Raw genomic sequence first — 19,722 nt, 5'->3', positions numbered from 1 at the left:
GAGGTTTTTTCGTATAGACGCAGGCTTATAGGCGGCGGAAGCCTTCTTCAAACAAATAATCTTCTGCTTCTTCGTAAGATAGAAATGCTGCCTCTAAATTCAAGCCAGAATAAACATTCCACAGGTCATCTTCATGAACAAGTAAAAGCGTTGCATTGTCTGGGCCGTTCCAGCGCTGTTCATTTCCATTCCCTACAATAGCTTCTTCTCTAGCTGTATCAGGAAGGGTAGACAAAGATTCAATAGAAGCTTCAATAATAGAGCGAAGCTCTTCTTCTGTATAATCACGGATATTTACAAGACCTTTGTCATTTGTTTCATATCCTTTTAAAAACCCTGCATATACAAATCCATTTCCGTTAGGATGCAGATGATGCACAACAACCGTTTTATCGTACACGCTTTCTTCATAATGAAAATTCACGCGTCCTAAAGATACATCTTTTCGATGCAGCTCTGGAAACGATGAAATAATAGCTAATTTTTCGTCAAAACTAAGCATAGACAATCCTCATTTCTATTTAAATCATTTCATTTTCTGAAATAGTATAAGCTCTTTTACGATTCGGTTGATTATACCATATATAAAGAAAGACACATAATGCTTTTTCCAATGTGGACTTTTAAAAATATAACCCTTCGCATAAAGTGGCCGTCACTGTAAAGAAGAATACATCTTTTTCACTATAAAACTTAACAAAAAAGAGGCAGGGAATTCACAGTGAAAAAATAATATAAAGAGGTGGAAGAAAACTAGTTTTCAAACCTATCATAAGGAGGAATAAAAAAGTGAAATTATACGCTCTGTGTAAAAAAACATGGGCAATGTCCCTGCTTATTTTTGTTCTTTTAGTAAGCTTAACTCCTGTTAGTCAAGCAGCCGCGTTTTTATCTGTTGCACAAGCTCTTGAGAATCAAAACAACAGTGTACAAACGGTTAAAGGATATGTAGTAGGTCAACCTACAGGCACATCTACAGTTATTACGAGCAATTACCCAAACGATTATGCACTTGCTCTTGCTGACAGTTCAAATGAAACCAATACAGACAAGGTGGTGTACGTTCAAATTCCTTCAAATTTGCGAAGTACATTTGGACTTCAAAGTCACTCGGAGTTAAAAGGGAAAAGTCTTACTGTTACGGGCACACTCACTCCTTATTTTTCGCACTCTGGAATAAAATCAGTTACTTCTATCAGTACAGAAACAGGAGGAACTGATCCCGCTCCAGATCCCACAGAGCCAACCGTTCCAGTAGAAGACTATTATCGTACTGCAGCTGAAAAAACAGGAAACAGCTTAAAGACAGAGCTTCATAACATTATTGATCATCACACAGAACTGTCGTATTCAGCCGTATGGGAAGCTTTAAAGAAAACGGATGAAGATCCAGCTAACGCAAATAACGTTATTTTGCTCTACACGGGGCGTTCACAGGCTAAGGGTACAAATGGAGGCGGAGTGGACGATTGGAACCGTGAGCACGTCTGGGCAAAGTCTCACGGGGATTTCGGAACAGCTATGGGACCTGGAACAGATCTTCATCACTTACGTCCAACCGATGTGTCTGTAAACAGTACGAGAGGAAACTTAGATTTTGATAACGGAGGGACGGAACATAGCGAAGCACTCGGAAATTATTTTGACAGTGATTCATGGGAACCTCGAGATGAAGTAAAAGGCGACGTGGCTCGTATGTTGTTTTATATGGCCGTGCGCTATGAAGGCGATGTAAGTGATGAGCCTGACTTAGAACTTAATAACACAGTGAATAATGGCACTGCTCCTTATCACGGGAAATTATCTGTGCTTCTTCAATGGAATGCCCAAGACCCAGTAGATGATCGAGAACGACGTAGAAATGACATTATTTATTCAGACTATCAGCATAACCGCAATCCGTTTATTGACCATCCTGAATGGGTGAATGAGATTTGGAACTAATGAAGAAGGCGTCCTGGCGGGGCGTCTTTTTTTATAAAAGAAAAAGGAAAAAACTAAAATCTGCCGAATACCTATAGGTGATTTTGAAAAAATGGAGGGAAGATATGAAACAGCTATGTAAAAAAGGATTGGCTTTCGTTTTGATGTTCATTTTTGTTAACGCTTTCATTTTAAGTCCAATTAACGGAGCGGCTGCCGTAGATGGAAAATCAATGAATCCAGGTTACAAAACCTATTTAATGGCGCCTTTAAAAAAGGTAACAGACTATACAACATGGGAAGCGTTTGAGAACGATTTACGCAAAGCGAAACAAAATGGATTTTATGCAGTGACAGTAGACTTCTGGTGGGGAGATATGGAGAAAAACGGCGATCAGCAGTTCGATTTTTCCTATGCTCAGCGATTTGCTCAAGCAGCTCGTAACGCGGGTATAAAGATCGTTCCTATTATTTCTACTCATCAGTGCGGCGGTAATGTAGGAGATGATTGTAACGTTCCGCTTCCGTCTTGGGTATGGAACTTAAAAAGTGATGACAGCCTTTACTTTAAATCTGAAACAGGTACGACAAATAAAGAAACGCTAAGCCCGCTTGCAACCGACGTTATTTCTAAGCAATACGGAGAGCTCTATACGGCATTTGCGCAAGCGTTAGCACCTTATAAAGACGTGATTGCTAAAATCTATTTATCAGGAGGCCCTGCAGGTGAAATTCGTTATCCGTCTTATACAGCAGCAGACGGAACCGGCTATCCGTCTAGAGGGAAATTTCAAGTGTATACGAACTTCGCCAAAAGCAAGTTTCAATCATATGCTTTGACTAAATACGGTTCACTCGCCGGCATTAATCAAGCATGGGGAACCAATTTAACGTCTGCATCGCAAATTTTACCGCCATCAGATGGCTATCAGTTCTTAAAAGATGGTTATTCAACAGCTTATGGAAAAGATTTCTTAGCATGGTATCAAGGAGCTTTGGAAGATCACACAAAACGTATTGGACAGTTAGCTCATCAGGCTTTTGATTCCACCTTTAACGTACCAATCGGTGCAAAAGTGGCAGGAATTCATTGGCAGTATAATAATCCCACGATTCCTCATGCTGCAGAAAAACCTGCTGGATATAATGATTACAACGCGCTTTTAGATGCGTTTAAAACAGCTAAATTAGATATAACGTTTACGTGCTTAGAAATGACGGACAGCGGAAATTATCCGGAATATTCTATGCCAAAGACGCTTGTACGCCAGGTAGCAGGTATTGCGAATGCAAAAGGAGTTGTTTTAAACGGGGAAAATGCTTTAACTATAGGCAGTGAAGATCAATATAAAAAAGCAGCTGAAATGGCCTTTAACTATAATTTTGCAGGATTTACTTTGCTTCGTTTCTACGATGTTATTAACAATGATACGCTGATGGGGCAATTTAAAAATACGTTGGGCGTTACACCTGTTGCGCAAACGGTTGTAGTAAAAAATGCGCCAACTGCATTAGGAGAAACGGTTTATATTGTTGGAGACAGAGCTGAGCTAGGTCAGTGGGATACGTCCATTTATCCAATTAAATTAACATATAATTCATCTACAGCTGATTGGAGAGGCACCGTCTATTTTCCTGCGAGTCAAAATGTTCAATTTAAAGCAATTGTGAAGAGAGCTGATGGATCGTTAAAAGCATGGCAGCCTTCGCAGCAATATTGGAGCGTGCCGTCAACAACAACGACTTATACAGATAATTGGTAAAACAAAGCCGCATAGCAAACGCTATGCGGCTTTATTTTGAACACAAGAATTATTTCCAGTTCGTTTGAATAAATTCATCTCGACCAGACTTAGCGCGGTCTTCTTTATAATGCTTTGGATTTTTCTTGTGGAAATCTTGGTGATACTCTTCGGCTTCATAAAACGTAGAGGCAGGAAGAATGCTTGTCACGATTGGTTTTTTAAAACGTCCGCTTTCTGCGACCTCTAGCTTCGTCTCTTCAGCTGCTTGTTTTTGGCTGTCGTTATGGTAAAAAATTGCTGTTCGATACTGCGAGCCGCGATCTTGAAATTGACCTCCGTCATCTGTTGGATCAATTTGCGGCCAATAAAGATCTAATAAACGTTTATACGGAAACACTTCGGGGTCAAATGTGATTTGAACCACTTCGTAGTAACCGCTTGTTCCAGATTTTACTTGCTCATAAGTAGGGTTATCCACAGTTCCACCCATATATCCTGATACAATGCCGTGAATACCTTCTAGCTCTTCAAAAGGTGTAACCATACACCAGAAACATCCACCTGCAAATGTAGCTTTTTCCATACGTAATCCCTCACTTAATCCGTTGTTATGAAGGGTATTATAACAAATTTATATTGAAACAGCTAGAAAAGGGTTTGTAGTCTGTGTAAAAGCTGTGGATAAAGATGAATATCCACAGCTTTTACACAATAAACTCGACTGTTTTGAAGATTGAAAAATGAAGGAGAGAATAAAGAAAAAATGATAGAATAGATAAGATGTATATATCGATTTAGAAGAAATTGTACAACAGAAGTACAATCTACGGACTGGACTTTGGGGTGCTGATGGCATCTAGATAAATAAAGTTAGTACGTTAGTAAAAAGAGGTAAGAAACAGCATATTCGCGCTGTTAAATAAATATACAAAGATAATAGGAGAGTTGAATATGTTACAAGATAATCTCATCCTAGAGCACTATGGATTAAACGAATTAAATTTTGATACGATCAAAAGCTACCGGGATCGGTTTGCTGAAGTAAAACCAGCTCATCCTTGGAATGCGCTTGAAACAAAGGAGTTTTTATACAAAGTAGGAGCTTGGGGAAAGGTTAGAGATACCCATAAAGAAGGAGTCACACTCGCAGGCCTGCTTTTATTCAGTGAAGAACGGATTATCACAGAAGTTTTACCACAATACTTTTTAGAATACCGGGAAAGTAAAGGAAACGAAGAATGGACAGAGCGCTTTACCTCTCAAGACGGGACGTGGTCAGGAAATATCTTTGATTTTTATTTTCATATTCATGAAATTGTTCGTAATAGCGAACCCCAGCCGTCAATCGCTTCCTCTTTAACAGAAGTTTTGATTAATATGCTTATTCATGCAGATTATAATGGCGAGGGCGGCGTTATTTTAGAAAAGCAACCTTCACATTACGTTTTTTCTAATCCAGGTCTTTTGTTAGTACCTACAGATTCAGTTTTTAGCAATACCGTTAGTCAGCTTCGAAACCCAAATATCGTTAAGTTATTCAGTTTACTAGGGTTATGTGAACGTTCGGGCTCTGGTTTAAAAAAAGTAAAGCAAAATTGGAGCTTGCATCATTATAAAACGCCGGCTATTGATCAAGATGTTTCTATGCATCGTACAGTGGTCACGTTATCTCTGTCCACTCAAGAAAGACAGGTAAGTTCTTCTGAAAAAGACACTTACAATACGTCCATAACCGATTTGGGAAATAATTTTAAAGATGTCGAAAAATATCAAAATACACCTGAAAACGATGTCGAAATTGACTCCTATAATAAAAATAGATACTCCTATAATAAAGAATTAATAGAGGAGTTAAAGTCATATAATAACAATGTTAACTCCTTAAATAAAGAAGATAACTACTATAATAATGATAGTAACTTATATAATAATGATGTTAACTCCTATAATAAAAATCATAACTCCTGCAATAATGAACAAGAAGAGGATTCTTCTAATTTGGTAAATGTGGAGAATATTGATACGAAGCTATGGGGTATTGCAGCGCTGGCTCGTGAAAAAAAACGGCTTTCGCCGAATCAGATGGAACATATTATTCTTGAGTTATGTAAAGAAAAACCGCTTATGCTTAAAGAGTTTGCTTATTTACTAGAAAGAACGCCGGATGGAGTACGTAATAATTATTTAACAAAGCTATTACGTAAAGGACAATTACAGTTGAAATATCCAAATCAGCCAAACCATCCAAAACAGGCATATTTATTTAATAAGAAAGATATAGAGAAATAAATCAAGCAACCGATAGAACATATAGAGATTAAGCTGCAAAAAATTGATAAGGAGGAGTTTGCTAAAAGCTACAGATTTAAGGGGGAAATTCACCATAAAGTTGTGCTAAGCTGTCAGACTCTCTTTATATGAGTTCTGGCTCGTATAAAGGAGGAAAAAGAGTGTGAAAAGCAAGTGCGTTCTTATTTTTCTGGTGGTTGTATGGCTGTTTAATATGGGGAAAGGAATAGGATGTGGATCAAATGTGAATGCAGAGATGAATATACCGCTGTCGACGTGGGTGTGGGATACAAAGAAATGGATGCTGAACCAAGAAGCTATCCTCGAAAAGCTTCAAGAAAAAAAGGTGACAAACGTTTATTTACAAATTGATACTCATCTTTCACCTTCCGTATATAGGCATTTTATCCAACAAGCACAAGCCAAGGGCATAAGTGTTTACGCACTTGACGGCGCTCCTTATTGGATAGGGCCTTCTGGTATAGAAGAGCAGGAAGCATTTTTTAATTGGATAACAGTTTACCAAGCAGAAGCAGACGAGCAACAGCAATTTTCAGGGGTTCATTTGGATGTAGAGCCTTATTTGTATAAAAGTTGGGAAAATAATCGCGTGAAAAGTATTCTGCAGTATCAATATGTTATTTCTCAAGCCGCTGTACAGTCTCATGAGTTACACTTGCCGCTTGCTGTAGATATACCGTTTTGGTTTGACGAAGTTCCATTCAAAAATAGCAATGGTTCCGGTTCGCTGGGGCGGTGGGTTATTCAGTACGCTGATGAAGTCACAATTATGGCGTACCGAAACCACGCAGATCAAGAAAACGGTATTGCTGAAATAACAGAAAATGAACGCAAGTGGGGACGTTTACTATCCACTCCGATTGAAATAGGGGTAGAAACGAAAGCTTCAGATGAAGGAGAATACATTTCTTTTTCTGCTAAAGGAGAAGAAAAGATGATGCAAGAGCTGGGTATGTTGCTTACGGAGTGTCAAGCTGAAAATCCTCCAAGCAGTATAGCTGTTCATTATTTTGATAGCTGGCTACAGATGAAGCCATGACAACGAAAAGACCGCTGCATCGCTGCAGCGGCCTTTTTGGGTTTAGGGAGTATAGATACAATATAGCCATTTTATTAAAGGACTATACATAAAAAAAGTAACCATTTAAAAAATGGCTACTCACACAAAGGGGGGGAACTTAATCTTATCATTCCCACTTTTTCTAAAAGATATGCCTCTTTTAACCCGTTTTTTTAAAATAATTTAGTCGTCCAAGATTCGCAGTTCCACACGTCTGTGACAACATCTTGATAAAATTCAGGTTCGTGGCAAATAATTAAGATACTTCCTTTGTATTCTTTTAAAGCTCGTTTTAATTCATCTTTCGCATCTACATCTAAGTGGTTTGTAGGCTCATCCAGTACAAGAATGTTGGTTTCATTGTTAATCAGCTTACATAGACGAACTTTTGCTTTTTCTCCACCGCTTAGAACTTCTACTTTACTTTCAATATGTTTTGTTGTTAAGCCGCATTTAGCTAAAGCTGCACGAATCTCGTATTGGGTAAAGTGAGGAAACTCATTCCATACTTCTTCAATACACGTATTGTAATTAGCCGTTTTGATTTCTTGTTCAAAATAGCCAATATGCTGGTAATCTCCTTTTTCTACAGAGCCTGAAATTGGTTTGATTTCTCCTAAAATACTTTTTAAAAGAGTTGTTTTCCCGATTCCATTTGCTCCTACAAGGGCAATCTTTTGACCTCGCTCCATTTTTAAATTCAGTGGCTTAGAAAGCGGCTCTTCGTATCCAATGACTAAATCAGATGTTTCAAAAATTAATTTGCTTGAAGTACGAGCACCCTTAAAGTTAAACTCTGGTTTTGGACGCTCTTGAGCTAGTTCAATTACTTCCATTTTATCGAGCTTTTTTTGACGGGACATGGCCATATTTCGTGTCGACACACGGGCTTTGTTTCTCGCTACGAAATCTTTTAAATCTGCCATTTCTTGCTGTTGTTTTTTATAAGCTGCTTCAAGCTGCTGTTTTTTCATCTCATATACTTTCATAAAATCGTCGTAGTCTCCTACATAGCGATTTAACTCTTGGTTTTCCATATGATAAATTAAATTGATCACGCTATTTAAAAATGGAAGATCGTGAGAAATTAAAATAAAGGCATTTTCATATTCTTGCAAGTAGCGTCTCAGCCACTCAATATGCTGTTCATCCAAGTAGTTTGTAGGCTCATCAAGTAAAAGAATTTCTGGTTTTTCAAGCAGCAGTTTGGCTAATAATACTTTCGTACGCTGTCCGCCGCTTAAATCCTGTACATCGCGATCTAAGCCGATATCTTCTAATCCTAATCCGCGTGCAATTTCTTCGACTTTTGCATCGATAACATAAAAGTCATTGTTTGTTAAGAGGTCTTGAAGCGTACCGACTTCTTCTAATAGTTTTTCGAGTTCTTCTGGTGATACCTCCGCCATTTTCTCATAGAGGCCATTCATTTGAGCTTCTAAATCAAATAAATATTGAAAAGCACTTTTTAGTACATCACGAATAGAAAGGCCGCGCTCTAATGCTGTGTGCTGATCTAAATAGCCAACGCGCACTTTTTTAGACCATTCTACTTTTCCAGCATCCGGTTCTAGCTTGCCTGTAATGATGTTCATAAATGTTGATTTACCTTCGCCGTTTGCTCCAATTAAGCCGACGTGTTCACCTTTTAACAATCGAAATGATACATCGTTAAAAATCGCACGGTCACCAAAACCATGGCTTAGATTTTTTACGTTTAATACACTCATGCTGACACACCTTTTCTTTTAAAATATCTATCGTACGTTTCGTTATAAACAAATTGATTCATAACGATTATAGCGAACTTATATACATAAATCCATATGAGTTTTCCAGCCTTGAAAGTCATATAAAATTCACTCGCGTCTTCCTTTCACTTCATTCATACTATATATATCAATGTAGAAAATCCTTCATGACGAAGGGACGGTTATATCGAATCATTCAAATAGAGTATATAAAAGAATAAAAAGGCAGGGGGAAAAGAAATGAACATTCATACGATACTAGTGGCAGGGAGAATGCATAAAGAGCTGCAGGAGATAATCAATCAAAAGCAGCTGTCTCAGACGTTTCGATTTATGGAAGAGCAAGACGTTACAATTGAAGATTTAGACTGGGCTGACGCGCTTTTATCCTTCGGTCCAACGAATTGCTTTGAAGATCATAGCTTTAAATGGATTCATTCTCTCGGCGCAGGAGTCGACCGGTTCTTAGAAAGCGGTAATTGGAAAAAGAGTGTGATGTTAACACGTACGGTTTGTTCATTCGGTCAGCGAATCAGTGAATATTGTCTTAGCTATATGCTAGCTGAACTTCAGCACCACGCACAGTTTCAGCGTCAGCAAAAACAAAAGCAGTGGAAAGTGGTAGAGCCTAAGCAGCTTTCTACTCAAACGGTCATAATTTACGGAACAGGTGAAATCGGCGGGCGTCTTGCAGCCGTTTTAAAATCTTTTGGTGTACGAGTAATTGGTGTATCTAAAAGTGGAAATGAAAAGCCGTCATTTGATCAAGTGGTCTCGATTTCGAAGGAAAAAGAATTGCTAAAAGAAGCCGATTGGATTATTAGTACAATGCCCCTAACACATGAAACAAAAAGCTACTTTGATCCAAAATGGATGAATGTAGTTGAAAATGCATACTTTATAAATGTTGGACGAGGAGCAACTGTAGATGAAAATGCGTTAGTAGAGGCTATTGAGCAAAAACGTATTCGAAAAGCATACATAGACGTGTTTGAGCATGAGCCGTTAACGAAAGAATCTTCTTGGTGGGATCATTCAAACATCATCATAACACCTCATATTTCAGCGGTGACTACGCCTGAAGAAGCCGTCGAGTGCTTTGTTGAAACGGTGCAAAAAGTTGAACAAGGCGAATTGCCTTCTAACTTGGTTAGTATTGAAAGAGGCTATTAAAGCATTATGATGCGCGTTTCCGCTATGAGAATGGTATACTGAAACTTGCTTTTCTTGAACGAAAAGAATGAAATCTGTTCTTCTAGGGGGGAACAAACGTTGAAGCAAGAAGAATTATTTGAACAAGCACGTGTATTTATAGAGACGTGTTACGCTGAACTTGAAAAAAGCGAAGCGGATAAAAACAAGCGGTTAAAAGAAATCCATCAGCAAATTATGTCACTCGGACATTATGATCATACATTTGAAGAGTTAGAGCACGGAGCTCGTATGGCTTGGAGAAACAGCAATAAATGTATCGGACGGTTATTTTGGCAATCGCTTAATGTATTTGATAAGCGAGAGGCAAGCACAGTTGAAGAGGTAAGAGACGTGCTTTTTCACCATATTGAATATGCAACAAATGACGGGAAAATCCGGCCTACTATTACGGTGTTTAAACCGAAAATGAAAGCAAAAGAGCCGGTTAGAATATGGAATCATCAGCTAATCCGCTATGCTGGATATGAGACGGAATACGGTATGGTAGGAGATCCTGATTCTATTGCGTTCACGGAGGTTTGCCAAAATTTAGGGTGGGAAGGTGAGAGAACTCACTTTGATGTTCTTCCTCTGGTACTGCAAGTTAATGAAGAGTCACCTCGATGTTTTGAGATTCCAAAACATTTAGTGAAAGAAGTAGCTATTACGCATCCAGAACTTCCTGAATTTGAAGACTTACAGTTAAAATGGTACGCTGTCCCGATGATTTCAGATATGAAGCTAGAAATTGGAGGGATTGATTACGTCGCGGCACCGTTTAATGGATGGTACATGGGAACTGAGATTGGGGCGCGAAATTTAGCGGATACGTATCGCTATAATCAACTTCCAAAAATAGCTTCTATGATGGGATTGAATATGGATTACAACGCGACGCTTTGGAAGGACAAAGCTCTTGTTGAATTAAATGTTGCAGTGCTTTCTTCTTTTAAACGAGAAGGAGTTAGCATTGTAGATCATCACACCGCTGCTCAGCAATTTCACTTGTTTGAAGAAAGAGAGCAAAAAAATGGCCGCGAAGTGACTGGGAACTGGACGTGGTTGATCCCGCCGGTTTCGCCAGCTACCACGCATATTTTTCATAAGCCTTATAAAAATAAAGTATTATCACCAAATTATTTTTATCAAGACACTGCTTATTAAATGAACAAAAAAGAGAGTACGCATTTGTACTCTCTTATTACACGTTAATTAATTTTTGTGTTTATCAAGCAAGTTAGCAAGTACATATGTTTTGTACTTTTCTACTTTGCGGCCCTCGTGGTTGCGAACTCCTCGTTTCTTAAGTTCCTCAACATACCAACCTTTGCTTCCTACGTGCATACTCAAACACCCTTTCGTCATTTTTTTAGGATGAACAGAATGAGGTTCATTGTCTGCTCGAATGGAGACATCTTGTCTTTCCAATACGTGCCTCATTGTAACATCTTTTATTTTATGATGAAAGGGAAAAAGGTTAAAAAAACGAGAATGATTTCAAATGAATTTTAGTTTACTCATTCCTCATTTTTTTGAGATAGAAGGAGGAGGTTTAATTCATCTTTATTTTGAATTAGATCTTCTAGCGTATATTGATCTAATACCTTAATGAAGGCTTGCATGGCTTCATGTAAAACACTTTTTAACTTACAGACGGGGCTAATAATGCAGAAGTTTCCTTCACGGTCAAAACATTCCACGATATGAAAATCTTCTTCTGTTTGACGTACCACTTTTCCGATATTAATGTCTTTTGGAAGCTGAGCTAAACGAATACCGCCGTTTCGTCCTCGGATCGTTTCAATTAAGCCAAGTTTTCCAAGCTCGTGAATGATTTTCATAAGATGGTTTTTTGAAATATTATACGCTTCAGCAATTTCTTTTATATTGCTTAGTTTATTATTATCGCGAACGCCTAAATATAATAAAACTCGCAGTGAGTAATCTGTATATTGTGTGAGCCTCATCTTTTTACCTCTTCTCTTACCAGCAGCTTATATATCTATAATAGCATGTCTATATCTAAGAAATACAGAAAGAATGTTCACATTTTTGACGAGGCGAATTTGTGAACATTTCTTTAAATATGTATATAAAATATATCTTTTTGAGTTAGATGTGAGTATTATAAAGATGTATTAAAAATATATCTTTTAAAAATGAATCTTTCGGAGGCGAAAGTTATGAAACAAACAACTATTTCTATTGTAAAAAGTACAGTTCCTGTTTTAGAAAAGCATGGTCAAGCAATTACCACTCGTTTTTATGAGATGCTTTTTGAACAGTATCCTTCTTTAAAAAATGTATTTAACCAAACAAATCAAAAAACGGGACGTCAGCAAATGGCGTTAGCTAATACAGTTTATGCCGCTGCGCAGTACATCGATCGGCTTGAAACGCTGCTTCCAGTTGTAAAGCAAATCGCTCATAAACACCGCAGTATCGGCGTAAAAGCAGAGCACTATCCAATTGTCGGAGAGTTCTTATTAAAAGCAATTAAAGATGTTTTAAAAGAAGCTGCGACCGATGAGATTATGGAAGCTTGGAAAGAAGCATACGGTGCCATTGCGGATGTATTCATAAGTGTGGAGCAAGAATTATATGAAGAAGCCGAAGAAAAAGGATGGAAAGATTATAAAAAACTAATGGTTCATAAAAAAGTAAAAGAAGCAGAAGACGTGTACTCGTTTTATTTAATATCACCTGATCAAAAAGCGCTGCCTGCTTTTCTGCCAGGTCAGTATGTGAGTGTACGAATTCCTGGTCAAGAGTATTTATCCATTCGTCAGTACAGCTTATCTGGCTATCAAAACCAACCATACTATAAAATTACGGTGAAAAAAGAAAAGCAAATGGAAGACGGGGTTGTGTCAACTTATTTACATGACCAATTGAAAGAAGGAGACTTGCTTGAAGTCAGCGTTCCAGCAGGAGATTTTGTCTTAAAAGAAAATAGTAAATCAGTATTTATCAGCGGAGGTGTAGGAATTACTCCAATGATGTCAATGCTTCATCAAGCACTGGAAAACAATCAAGAAGTAACATTTATTCACAGTGCTAAAAATGAGCAGTTTCATGCAATGAAACAAGAGCTTCAATCGTTGTCAGAGACATATACGTTTGAACAACACGTTTTCTATAGTCAAGCGCAAACAGAACAGCATGATGAACATATAACGTATGGTCGCTTAACTAAAAAAGAGCTAGCTAAATATGCCGCCGATAAACATGCATATTATTATGTTTGTGGATCTTCTTCATTTACGCAAATGGTGTTAGAAGGCCTAGCTGAAATGGGTATTTCCCAAGAAAATATCATGTATGAATCGTTTGGCCCGAAAATGAGTATGACTCCTTCCGCATAAATGTATGGAAAAAGGGTAAAAAGCTAACAGTAGACAATACTGTTAGCTTTTTTTATGAAAGGGAGTTTAAAGATGACAAATAAGCAGTATGACATGGTGGGAATAGGAATAGGACCTTTTAATTTAGGCTTAGCGGCCCTTGCTGAGCCTCTTGATGAAATTGATGCCGTCTTCTTTGATAAAGAAGAGAAATTCGAATGGCATCCGGGCATGTTAATTGACGGCACGGACTTGCAGATTCCGTTTCTAGCAGACTTAGTTACATTTGCGGATCCAACAAGCCCTTATTCTTTTCTAAATTATATTCACAGGCAAAAACGCTTGTATCCGTTCTTTTTCTTTAATCGTTTTGACATTCCGCGTCAAGAATACAACGAGTACGCAAAATGGGTAGCGGAGCAGCTATCTTCCTGCCACTTTTCTTCAAAAGTTGTGGACGTGATACCAAAAAATGAAGAAGAGTATTATGAAGTAAAGATAGAAACACCTGAGGGAATTCAAACGGTAAATGCTAAACACGTTGTAATGGGAACAGGAAGCATTCCACTTGTGCCTCCGGCTTTTGAAGAAAAGCTGAATGAGCATATTTTACACAGCAGCGGCTATTTACATAAAAAAGAAGAGATTCAAAAAGGAAAGCATGTAACGATCGTTGGTTCAGGGCAAAGTGCTGCAGAGATTTTTCTTGATTTACTAGAAGAACAGACTGAACATCATTACCACCTTACATGGTTTACAAGATCCTCGAATTTTTTTCAGCTTGATCAATCCAAGCTTGCTCAAGAGTTATTTTCGCCAGACTATGTAAATTACTTTCATTCGCTGTCTTTTGAGGAACGTACAAGCACGGTAGAAGATTTAAATCCTTTACGTCACGGAATTGAATCTTCTACTTTAACGAAAATCTATGATTTACTTTATCATCGTTCACTTAAAGGAAAAGTACCAGTTACGATTCAAGCTTCGACTGAAGTAAGTGATATTCATAAAAAAGGAAATGGATATGAGCTGGAGTGCAAACAATTAAAGGCTGAACGCTCTTTTCAATACGAAGCGGATCGTTTGATATTGTCCACGGGCTATAAGCCAAAAATTTCGCCGTTCATCGAACGAATAAAAGATGATATCGAATGGGAAGATGACAAGCGTTTTAAAGTCACAAAAGATTACCGGCTTGTCTTTAAACAACCCCGTAACCACCACTTTTTTACGTTAACCAATATCGAACATTCACATGGATCTGGCGCAACAAATCTTGGTTTATCCGTTCAGCGCAATCAGCGTATTCTGAACGTGATTGCAGGGAGAGACGTGTATCTGGTTCCAGAAGAGACGACGTTCCAGACATTTAATTTGTTTTGAATTTCTGATTTATAAAAATCTTCAATTTGGTTTTTGATTATTGTAGAAAAGTTTTTTACTCATAAACTATGTTTAAAAGAATAGTGTACGGGTATTTTATTTATAGAACATTAGTACACAAATCAATTAAGGAGTTGCTTAGAATGAGTAAGAAAATTGCAGTATTAGTAACAGATTTATTTGAAGATGTGGAATATACAGATCCAGCCGAAGCCTTTGAAGAAGAAGGCCATACGCTAACCAAAATCGATGTTAAAACAGGTGAAGTAACAGGTAAACAAGGCGAAACAACATTAACAATTGATAAAGCGATTGCGGATGTAAAACCAGAAGATTTTGACGCATTGTTTTTACCGGGAGGTTTCTCACCAGATATCTTGCGTGCGGACGATCAAGTCGTAGCTTTCACAAAATCATTTATGGATGAAGGCAAACCGGTTATGGCTATCTGTCACGGACCACAGCTGCTAATCAATGCTGAAACATTAAAAGGACGTGACGTAACTGGTTTCAAATCAATTGCTATTGATTTGAAAAATGCAGGTGCAAACTTCCATGATAAAGAAGTGGTGGTATGCGGTAATCAACTAGTTACAAGCCGTACACCAGATGATATGGAAGCATTCGTACGTGAATCAGTAAATGTCTTAAAATAAGTAAATAATATTAGTAAAACTTTCTGTAAAAGGCGATAACAGGGTGGTTTACCACTCTGCTGTCGCCTTTTTTGTATGTAACGATTTTGACGAGGAATTTACAGTTATATTACTGCATTGGATGAAGCGGTTTCTAAAAGAATATGAAAACCTTTTACTATCAATAGATAGAAGCTACGTAACACAATCGAAATATTTTTCACATAAATGAAAGTATAATTTTGGTAGCTTAAAAGACGTTGCGAGTTTCATAGTTTTCATGCAACAATGAGGGTGCATCACGAGATTGGCTTGCTACAAGCTTAGATGCGTTGCGGTTTTACAAAAAAACTTTATTATCACATAGGAGGATTTCAAACATGAAGAAAAGGTTTCGTATTGCCACTGTCGCAGGTGCCGTATCATTAGGATTACTAACAGCAGGACAAGCAAATGCAGCAGCTCCTGATTGCAACACTCCAAAACAAATTAACATTAAAGATGCTCAAGCAGCACAAAATATAAATGTAGATGAGCTATTAAAGAAATTTAACGCTCAAGGACAATCTGCTCAAGCAGCAGCTCCACAACAAGAAACACAAGCACCAGAGCAAGCTGAAGCAGCTCCACAGGAACAAGCACAAGCACCAGAGCAAAGTGAAGAAGCAAAAGCACCAGAGCAAACACAGCAAAACACAAAAGCTCAACAATCAGAAAATACTGATAAAGCAGAACAAACAAAAGATGCTAGTCAATTCGAACAAAAGGTCGTAGATTTAGTGAACCAAGAGCGTGAAAAACAAGGTTTAAAACCTCTAACACTTAACAAAAAATTAAGTGATGTTGCACGCACTAAATCAAAAGATATGATGGATAAAGGGTACTTTGACCACAATTCACCAACATATGGTTCACCATTTGATATGATGAAACAATTCGGCATTGAATATACAACAGCAGGTGAAAATATTGCAAAAGGTCAGCAATCTCCTGAAGATGTAATGAATGCTTGGATGAATAGTGACGGTCACCGCAAAAACATTCTAAACCCTGATTTCACTGAAATTGGTGTTGGATACGTAAAAGGTGATACTACGTACTGGACTCAACAATTTATCGGTAAGTAATACAAAAAGAGCAGGATATACCTGCTCTTTTTTTGCGTTTTTAGCTGTCCAATTTGGGTATAGTAAAGTAAGAACACGTAAAGGAGTGCCTTAAATTGGGACGTATATTAAAAAAAATTCTAGTCGCTGTTTTTCCTATCCTTTTAAAAGAAGGATATCGTCATTATAAAAATCGTAAAACTCGAACTACGCCGTCTAAAGGATATAAATAAAAAGGACTCGAAAGAGTCCTTTTTATTTTATGCTTGAACGGTGATATGCTTGAATTCTTTTACGTTAAATAATCCTTTGTCGGTTAATTTTAGACACGGGATAACGGGCAAGCTTAAGAAAGATAGTGTCAGCAGCGGATTGAATTTCTGTGAAATATCAAGCTCATGAAGAGCCCCGTGAAGCTGCTTAAGTAAGCTGTTTACTTCATTATAAGGGTGAGGTGACATTAATCCTCCAATGGAAAGAGGGAGGGAGCCAATCACTTCATTGCCTTTTACAATAACAATACCTCCGCCGATTTCTTCAATTGCCGCAATTGCTTTTGCTAAATCTTCATCATTTGTTCCTACGGCTACGATATTATGTGAATCGTGAGCAATCGTGGTAGCAATCGCTCCGTCTTTTAACTGAAAACCTTTTACAATCCCAAGACCAATATTCCCTGTTAGATGATGACGCTCAACAACAGCCATTTTCAGCTGATCGTTTTCTACAGAAGACTGAAATTCGTTTTGCTTCACTTGAACTTCTTCTACAATATGATTTGTAAGCAGGCTGTTTGGATTAATTTCAATAATATTAGCGCGATTGTGCTGAAGTGGTATCGTAAGTTTTTTAATGGAAAACTCTTTGAGATGAACAGAATTCATTAGTTCTGTTGGAAGATCAATTTGTTCTTCTTGAACAGAAAGCATCTCTCCATTTTCAGCAATAAGCTCTCCGTTTTGATAGACATGTGCTGCAGATATATCGGTTAAGTCGTCTAATAGAATAAAATCCGCTTTGTAACCAGGAGCAACCGCACCTCTATCTTTTAACCCGTAGCATTCAGCGGCATTTAACGAAGCCATTTGAATCGCAATTAACGGATCCAGCCCGAGTTCAATAGCAAAACGAACATTGTAATCAATAGAACCTTCCGTTAATAAATCATCTAGGTGTTTGTCATCGGTACAGAATAAAAATCTGCGCGCGTTACGTTCATTTACAGCAGGTAATAGTTGTTTCAAATCTTTAGCGACAGAACCTTGGCGGATCAGAACATACATCCCGCGCTGAATACGTTCAATTGCTTCTTCTGCTGTTACGCATTCATGATCTGTTGAAATGTCAGCGGTACGATAAATATTAACGCCCGTAGCATCTAGCCCTGAGCCGTGCCCATCAATTACGCCGTTTGCATCGTTAGCTGCTTGTAATTTATCGAGCATATCGTCATCTCCATCTCGCACAGCAGGGAAATCCATCACTTCTGCTAATCCAAGCACGCGAGGGTGAGAGAAAAATGGCGCTAAGTCAGCTGCTTTTAAGACGGCTCCAGAGCTTTCAAAAGGAGTTGCTGGCACGCTTGAAGGTAAGTTCACAAATACGTCTAAAGGAATGGAATCCGAGTTTTGAAGCATAAACTCAATGCCAGATTTCCCTGAAACATTCGCAATTTCATGAGGGTCCGTTATGACAGTTGTGACGCCTCTAGGTACAAGAAGTTTTGAAAACTCTTTAGGTGTAACCATTGATGATTCAATGTGAACGTGTCCATCAATGAACGTAGGAGAAATGTATTTTCCTTTTGCATCAACGACGTTATTCCCATCGTATTGACCTATTCCAACAATCACTCCATCAGCAATCGCAATATCCGCTTCAATGATGGAAAGCGTAAAGACATCGATAATTTTCCCGTTTTTCACTACAAGATCTGCAGGTATTTTTTTATTGGCAACAGCAAGCTGTTTTTTTAAGATTGTTTTTGTATTTGACATGAATGTGACTCCTCTCATTGTATAACTGAATAACAATGAAGGACTATGTAAGGGAGAACATAAAGAAGAATAAAAATGCAGTATGAATGATGTTCACCCCTCGTAGTCCAACTATTTACGGTAGTTCGGTAGAAACTCTTGGACCCTATTTCCAAGATTATACGAGCTTTAGGTATTTCGATACATTCTATAGACAAATAATAAAAACGTCAATTCCTAATGAAAAAGAAAGATTTTTGGGAATATTTCATCTATGTGTATGTAAACGATTTAACTCTTATTTGCTCGCTAAAAGGTGCAGCATTCATGTATAGAAAAAAATGTAGAAAAAACCGTCAATGGCTATTAGTCATTGACGGAGTTGTCATTAAGCTTGTTTACGCAGTGTACCTAATTCTTCCGCGATTGCTTGCATTTCACTTGGGCTAAAAGAATCTTTTCTCATTACCATATCGTATAAGTACTTTAAGTCTTCATACATTTCTTCGTCAAAAGCTTCAGCTTTAATTGCTCCGATATTTAGCATGCGCAGTTTTTCACTAATGCTATCGACCATATGTTTAATATTCTCTGGAGATTTTACTGATAAATCCACTTTGTTCATCCTTCCAGTTGCGTTTTTTTTATTGTAACATGTTTTTATCGTGTGAACACTTTTATGTCAGGTTCTTATCCACAGAAGAGTGGAAACGATATAAATAAAAGAAAACTATTTTTTAGTTTAAAAATGATTGTATATAATGTTTGTAATAAGGGAAAGGAGTCGAGACTATGATTAACGTATTATTCGTTTGTTTGGGAAATATTTGTCGTTCACCCATGGCAGAAGCGGTCTTTAAAGATATGGTGAAGAAAAAAGGGCTAGAAGGACAAATTCACGTAGATTCTGCAGGCACAGGAGGCTGGCACAAAGGCAATCCTCCTCATGAAGGGACGCAATCTATTTTAACGAAAAACAACATTGATTTTAAAGGGCAAACAGCAAGACAAGTGATTCAAGAGGATGTAGCTAAATTCCATTATATTATTGGAATGGATGTCGAAAATGTAGGAAACCTGAGAAGGATGGCTGGACATACTAAAACAGGTTATATTGCAAGGCTTTTGGATTTTGTGCCCGATTTACATATTGAAGATGTGCCTGATCCTTATTTCACGGGAAATTTTGACGAAGTATATGACTTAGTTCAAGAAGGATGCAAGGCTCTTTTAGACGAAATTATAGAGAAGCATTTCTCGGAATAAGCGATACTTAAAAAATAAAAAACGGAGGA

Annotated in this window: 18 protein-coding genes and 1 riboswitch; of the genes, 11 read left to right on the top strand and 7 right to left on the bottom strand. The window is 37.8% G+C overall.

All coding sequences use genetic code 11. From position 1 onward, the window contains the following. Positions 1-25: 25 nt before the first annotated feature. Complete coding sequence (locus tag AC4NPH_RS24580; RefSeq protein ID WP_013055111.1) at positions 26-502, bottom strand: hypothetical protein; 477 nt, start codon at positions 500-502, stop codon at positions 26-28. Positions 503-789: 287 nt separating this feature from the next. Here AC4NPH_RS24580 and AC4NPH_RS24575 point away from each other — a divergent pair, with 287 nt between their 5' ends. Then, positions 790-1,944: an endonuclease gene (locus AC4NPH_RS24575; protein ID WP_098197378.1), complete on the top strand. Its 1,155-nt coding sequence runs from the start codon at positions 790-792 to the stop codon at positions 1,942-1,944. 104 nt (positions 1,945-2,048) lie between these two features. After that, positions 2,049-3,686, top strand: a complete 1,638-nt coding sequence (locus tag AC4NPH_RS24570) for a family 14 glycosylhydrolase (RefSeq protein WP_013055113.1) — start codon at positions 2,049-2,051, stop codon at positions 3,684-3,686. 49 nt (positions 3,687-3,735) lie between these two features. Here AC4NPH_RS24570 and msrA read toward each other — a convergent pair whose 3' ends face one another. Then, complete coding sequence (gene msrA / locus AC4NPH_RS24565; RefSeq protein WP_029324598.1) at positions 3,736-4,251, bottom strand: peptide-methionine (S)-S-oxide reductase MsrA; 516 nt, start codon at positions 4,249-4,251, stop codon at positions 3,736-3,738. A 368-nt stretch (positions 4,252-4,619) separates the two neighbouring features. On the opposite strand from msrA, the gene AC4NPH_RS24560 reads away from it, so the two are divergent. Both AC4NPH_RS24560 and AC4NPH_RS24555 read left to right on the top strand, forming a co-directional pair. Continuing rightward, positions 4,620-5,957, top strand: coding sequence for a DUF8451 domain-containing protein (locus tag AC4NPH_RS24560; RefSeq protein WP_308334408.1), 1,338 nt, complete (start codon positions 4,620-4,622; stop codon positions 5,955-5,957). A 163-nt stretch (positions 5,958-6,120) separates the two neighbouring features. Continuing rightward, positions 6,121-7,017 (top strand): hypothetical protein, encoded by an 897-nt coding sequence (locus tag AC4NPH_RS24555; protein ID WP_061859862.1) that lies wholly within the window; start codon positions 6,121-6,123, stop codon positions 7,015-7,017. Between the two features lie 194 nt (positions 7,018-7,211). Here AC4NPH_RS24555 and AC4NPH_RS24550 read toward each other — a convergent pair whose 3' ends face one another. Continuing rightward, a complete protein-coding gene (locus tag AC4NPH_RS24550; protein ID WP_013055117.1) occupies positions 7,212-8,768 on the bottom strand; it encodes an ABC-F family ATP-binding cassette domain-containing protein in 1,557 nt (518 codons plus the stop codon). Positions 8,769-9,029: 261 nt separating this feature from the next. Here AC4NPH_RS24550 and AC4NPH_RS24545 point away from each other — a divergent pair, with 261 nt between their 5' ends. Next, positions 9,030-9,962 (top strand): D-2-hydroxyacid dehydrogenase, encoded by a 933-nt coding sequence (locus AC4NPH_RS24545; RefSeq protein ID WP_098315305.1) that lies wholly within the window; start codon positions 9,030-9,032, stop codon positions 9,960-9,962. Between the two features lie 99 nt (positions 9,963-10,061). Next, the gene (locus tag AC4NPH_RS24540; protein ID WP_013055119.1) at positions 10,062-11,147 is read left to right on the top strand and encodes a nitric oxide synthase oxygenase; all 1,086 of its coding nucleotides are present in this window, start codon (positions 10,062-10,064) and stop codon (positions 11,145-11,147) included. Positions 11,148-11,195: 48 nt separating this feature from the next. On the opposite strand, the gene AC4NPH_RS24535 is transcribed toward AC4NPH_RS24540, so the two are convergent. Together AC4NPH_RS24535 and AC4NPH_RS24530 are read right to left on the bottom strand one after the other, a co-directional pair. Beyond that, positions 11,196-11,327, bottom strand: a complete 132-nt coding sequence (locus AC4NPH_RS24535) for a YflJ family protein (protein WP_016762840.1) — start codon at positions 11,325-11,327, stop codon at positions 11,196-11,198. Positions 11,328-11,500: 173 nt separating this feature from the next. Then, entirely contained in the window at positions 11,501-11,950 is a 450-nt protein-coding gene (locus AC4NPH_RS24530; protein ID WP_028410145.1) for an Rrf2 family transcriptional regulator, read from the bottom strand. 216 nt (positions 11,951-12,166) lie between these two features. On the opposite strand from AC4NPH_RS24530, the gene hmpA reads away from it, so the two are divergent. From hmpA to AC4NPH_RS24510, 4 genes are all read left to right on the top strand, one after another. Continuing rightward, positions 12,167-13,348 (top strand): NO-inducible flavohemoprotein, encoded by a 1,182-nt coding sequence (gene hmpA, locus AC4NPH_RS24525; protein ID WP_491939030.1) that lies wholly within the window; start codon positions 12,167-12,169, stop codon positions 13,346-13,348. A 72-nt stretch (positions 13,349-13,420) separates the two neighbouring features. Next, a complete protein-coding gene (locus tag AC4NPH_RS24520; protein WP_491939029.1) occupies positions 13,421-14,710 on the top strand; it encodes a lysine N(6)-hydroxylase/L-ornithine N(5)-oxygenase family protein in 1,290 nt (429 codons plus the stop codon). A 143-nt stretch (positions 14,711-14,853) separates the two neighbouring features. Continuing rightward, positions 14,854-15,366: a type 1 glutamine amidotransferase domain-containing protein gene (locus tag AC4NPH_RS24515; protein WP_013055124.1), complete on the top strand. Its 513-nt coding sequence runs from the start codon at positions 14,854-14,856 to the stop codon at positions 15,364-15,366. A 359-nt stretch (positions 15,367-15,725) separates the two neighbouring features. Then, entirely contained in the window at positions 15,726-16,472 is a 747-nt protein-coding gene (locus AC4NPH_RS24510) for a CAP domain-containing protein (protein WP_013055125.1), read from the top strand. 239 nt (positions 16,473-16,711) lie between these two features. On the opposite strand, the gene ade is transcribed toward AC4NPH_RS24510, so the two are convergent. Together ade and AC4NPH_RS24500 are read right to left on the bottom strand one after the other, a co-directional pair. Continuing rightward, positions 16,712-18,448, bottom strand: a complete 1,737-nt coding sequence (ade, locus tag AC4NPH_RS24505) for an adenine deaminase (protein WP_013055126.1) — start codon at positions 18,446-18,448, stop codon at positions 16,712-16,714. A gap of 83 nt (positions 18,449-18,531) precedes the next feature. Beyond that, positions 18,532-18,633: riboswitch (purine riboswitch) on the bottom strand. 182 nt (positions 18,634-18,815) lie between these two features. Then, a complete protein-coding gene (locus AC4NPH_RS24500; protein WP_013055127.1) occupies positions 18,816-19,043 on the bottom strand; it encodes a DUF1128 domain-containing protein in 228 nt (75 codons plus the stop codon). Between the two features lie 176 nt (positions 19,044-19,219). Here AC4NPH_RS24500 and AC4NPH_RS24495 point away from each other — a divergent pair, with 176 nt between their 5' ends. After that, entirely contained in the window at positions 19,220-19,693 is a 474-nt protein-coding gene (locus AC4NPH_RS24495) for a low molecular weight protein-tyrosine-phosphatase (RefSeq protein ID WP_013055128.1), read from the top strand. Positions 19,694-19,722: the final 29 nt, after the last annotated feature.

The sequence above is a fragment of the Priestia sp. MDV22-iso46 genome, from assembly GCF_058629175.1.
This window is presented reverse-complemented; position numbering and strand designations above follow the sequence as displayed.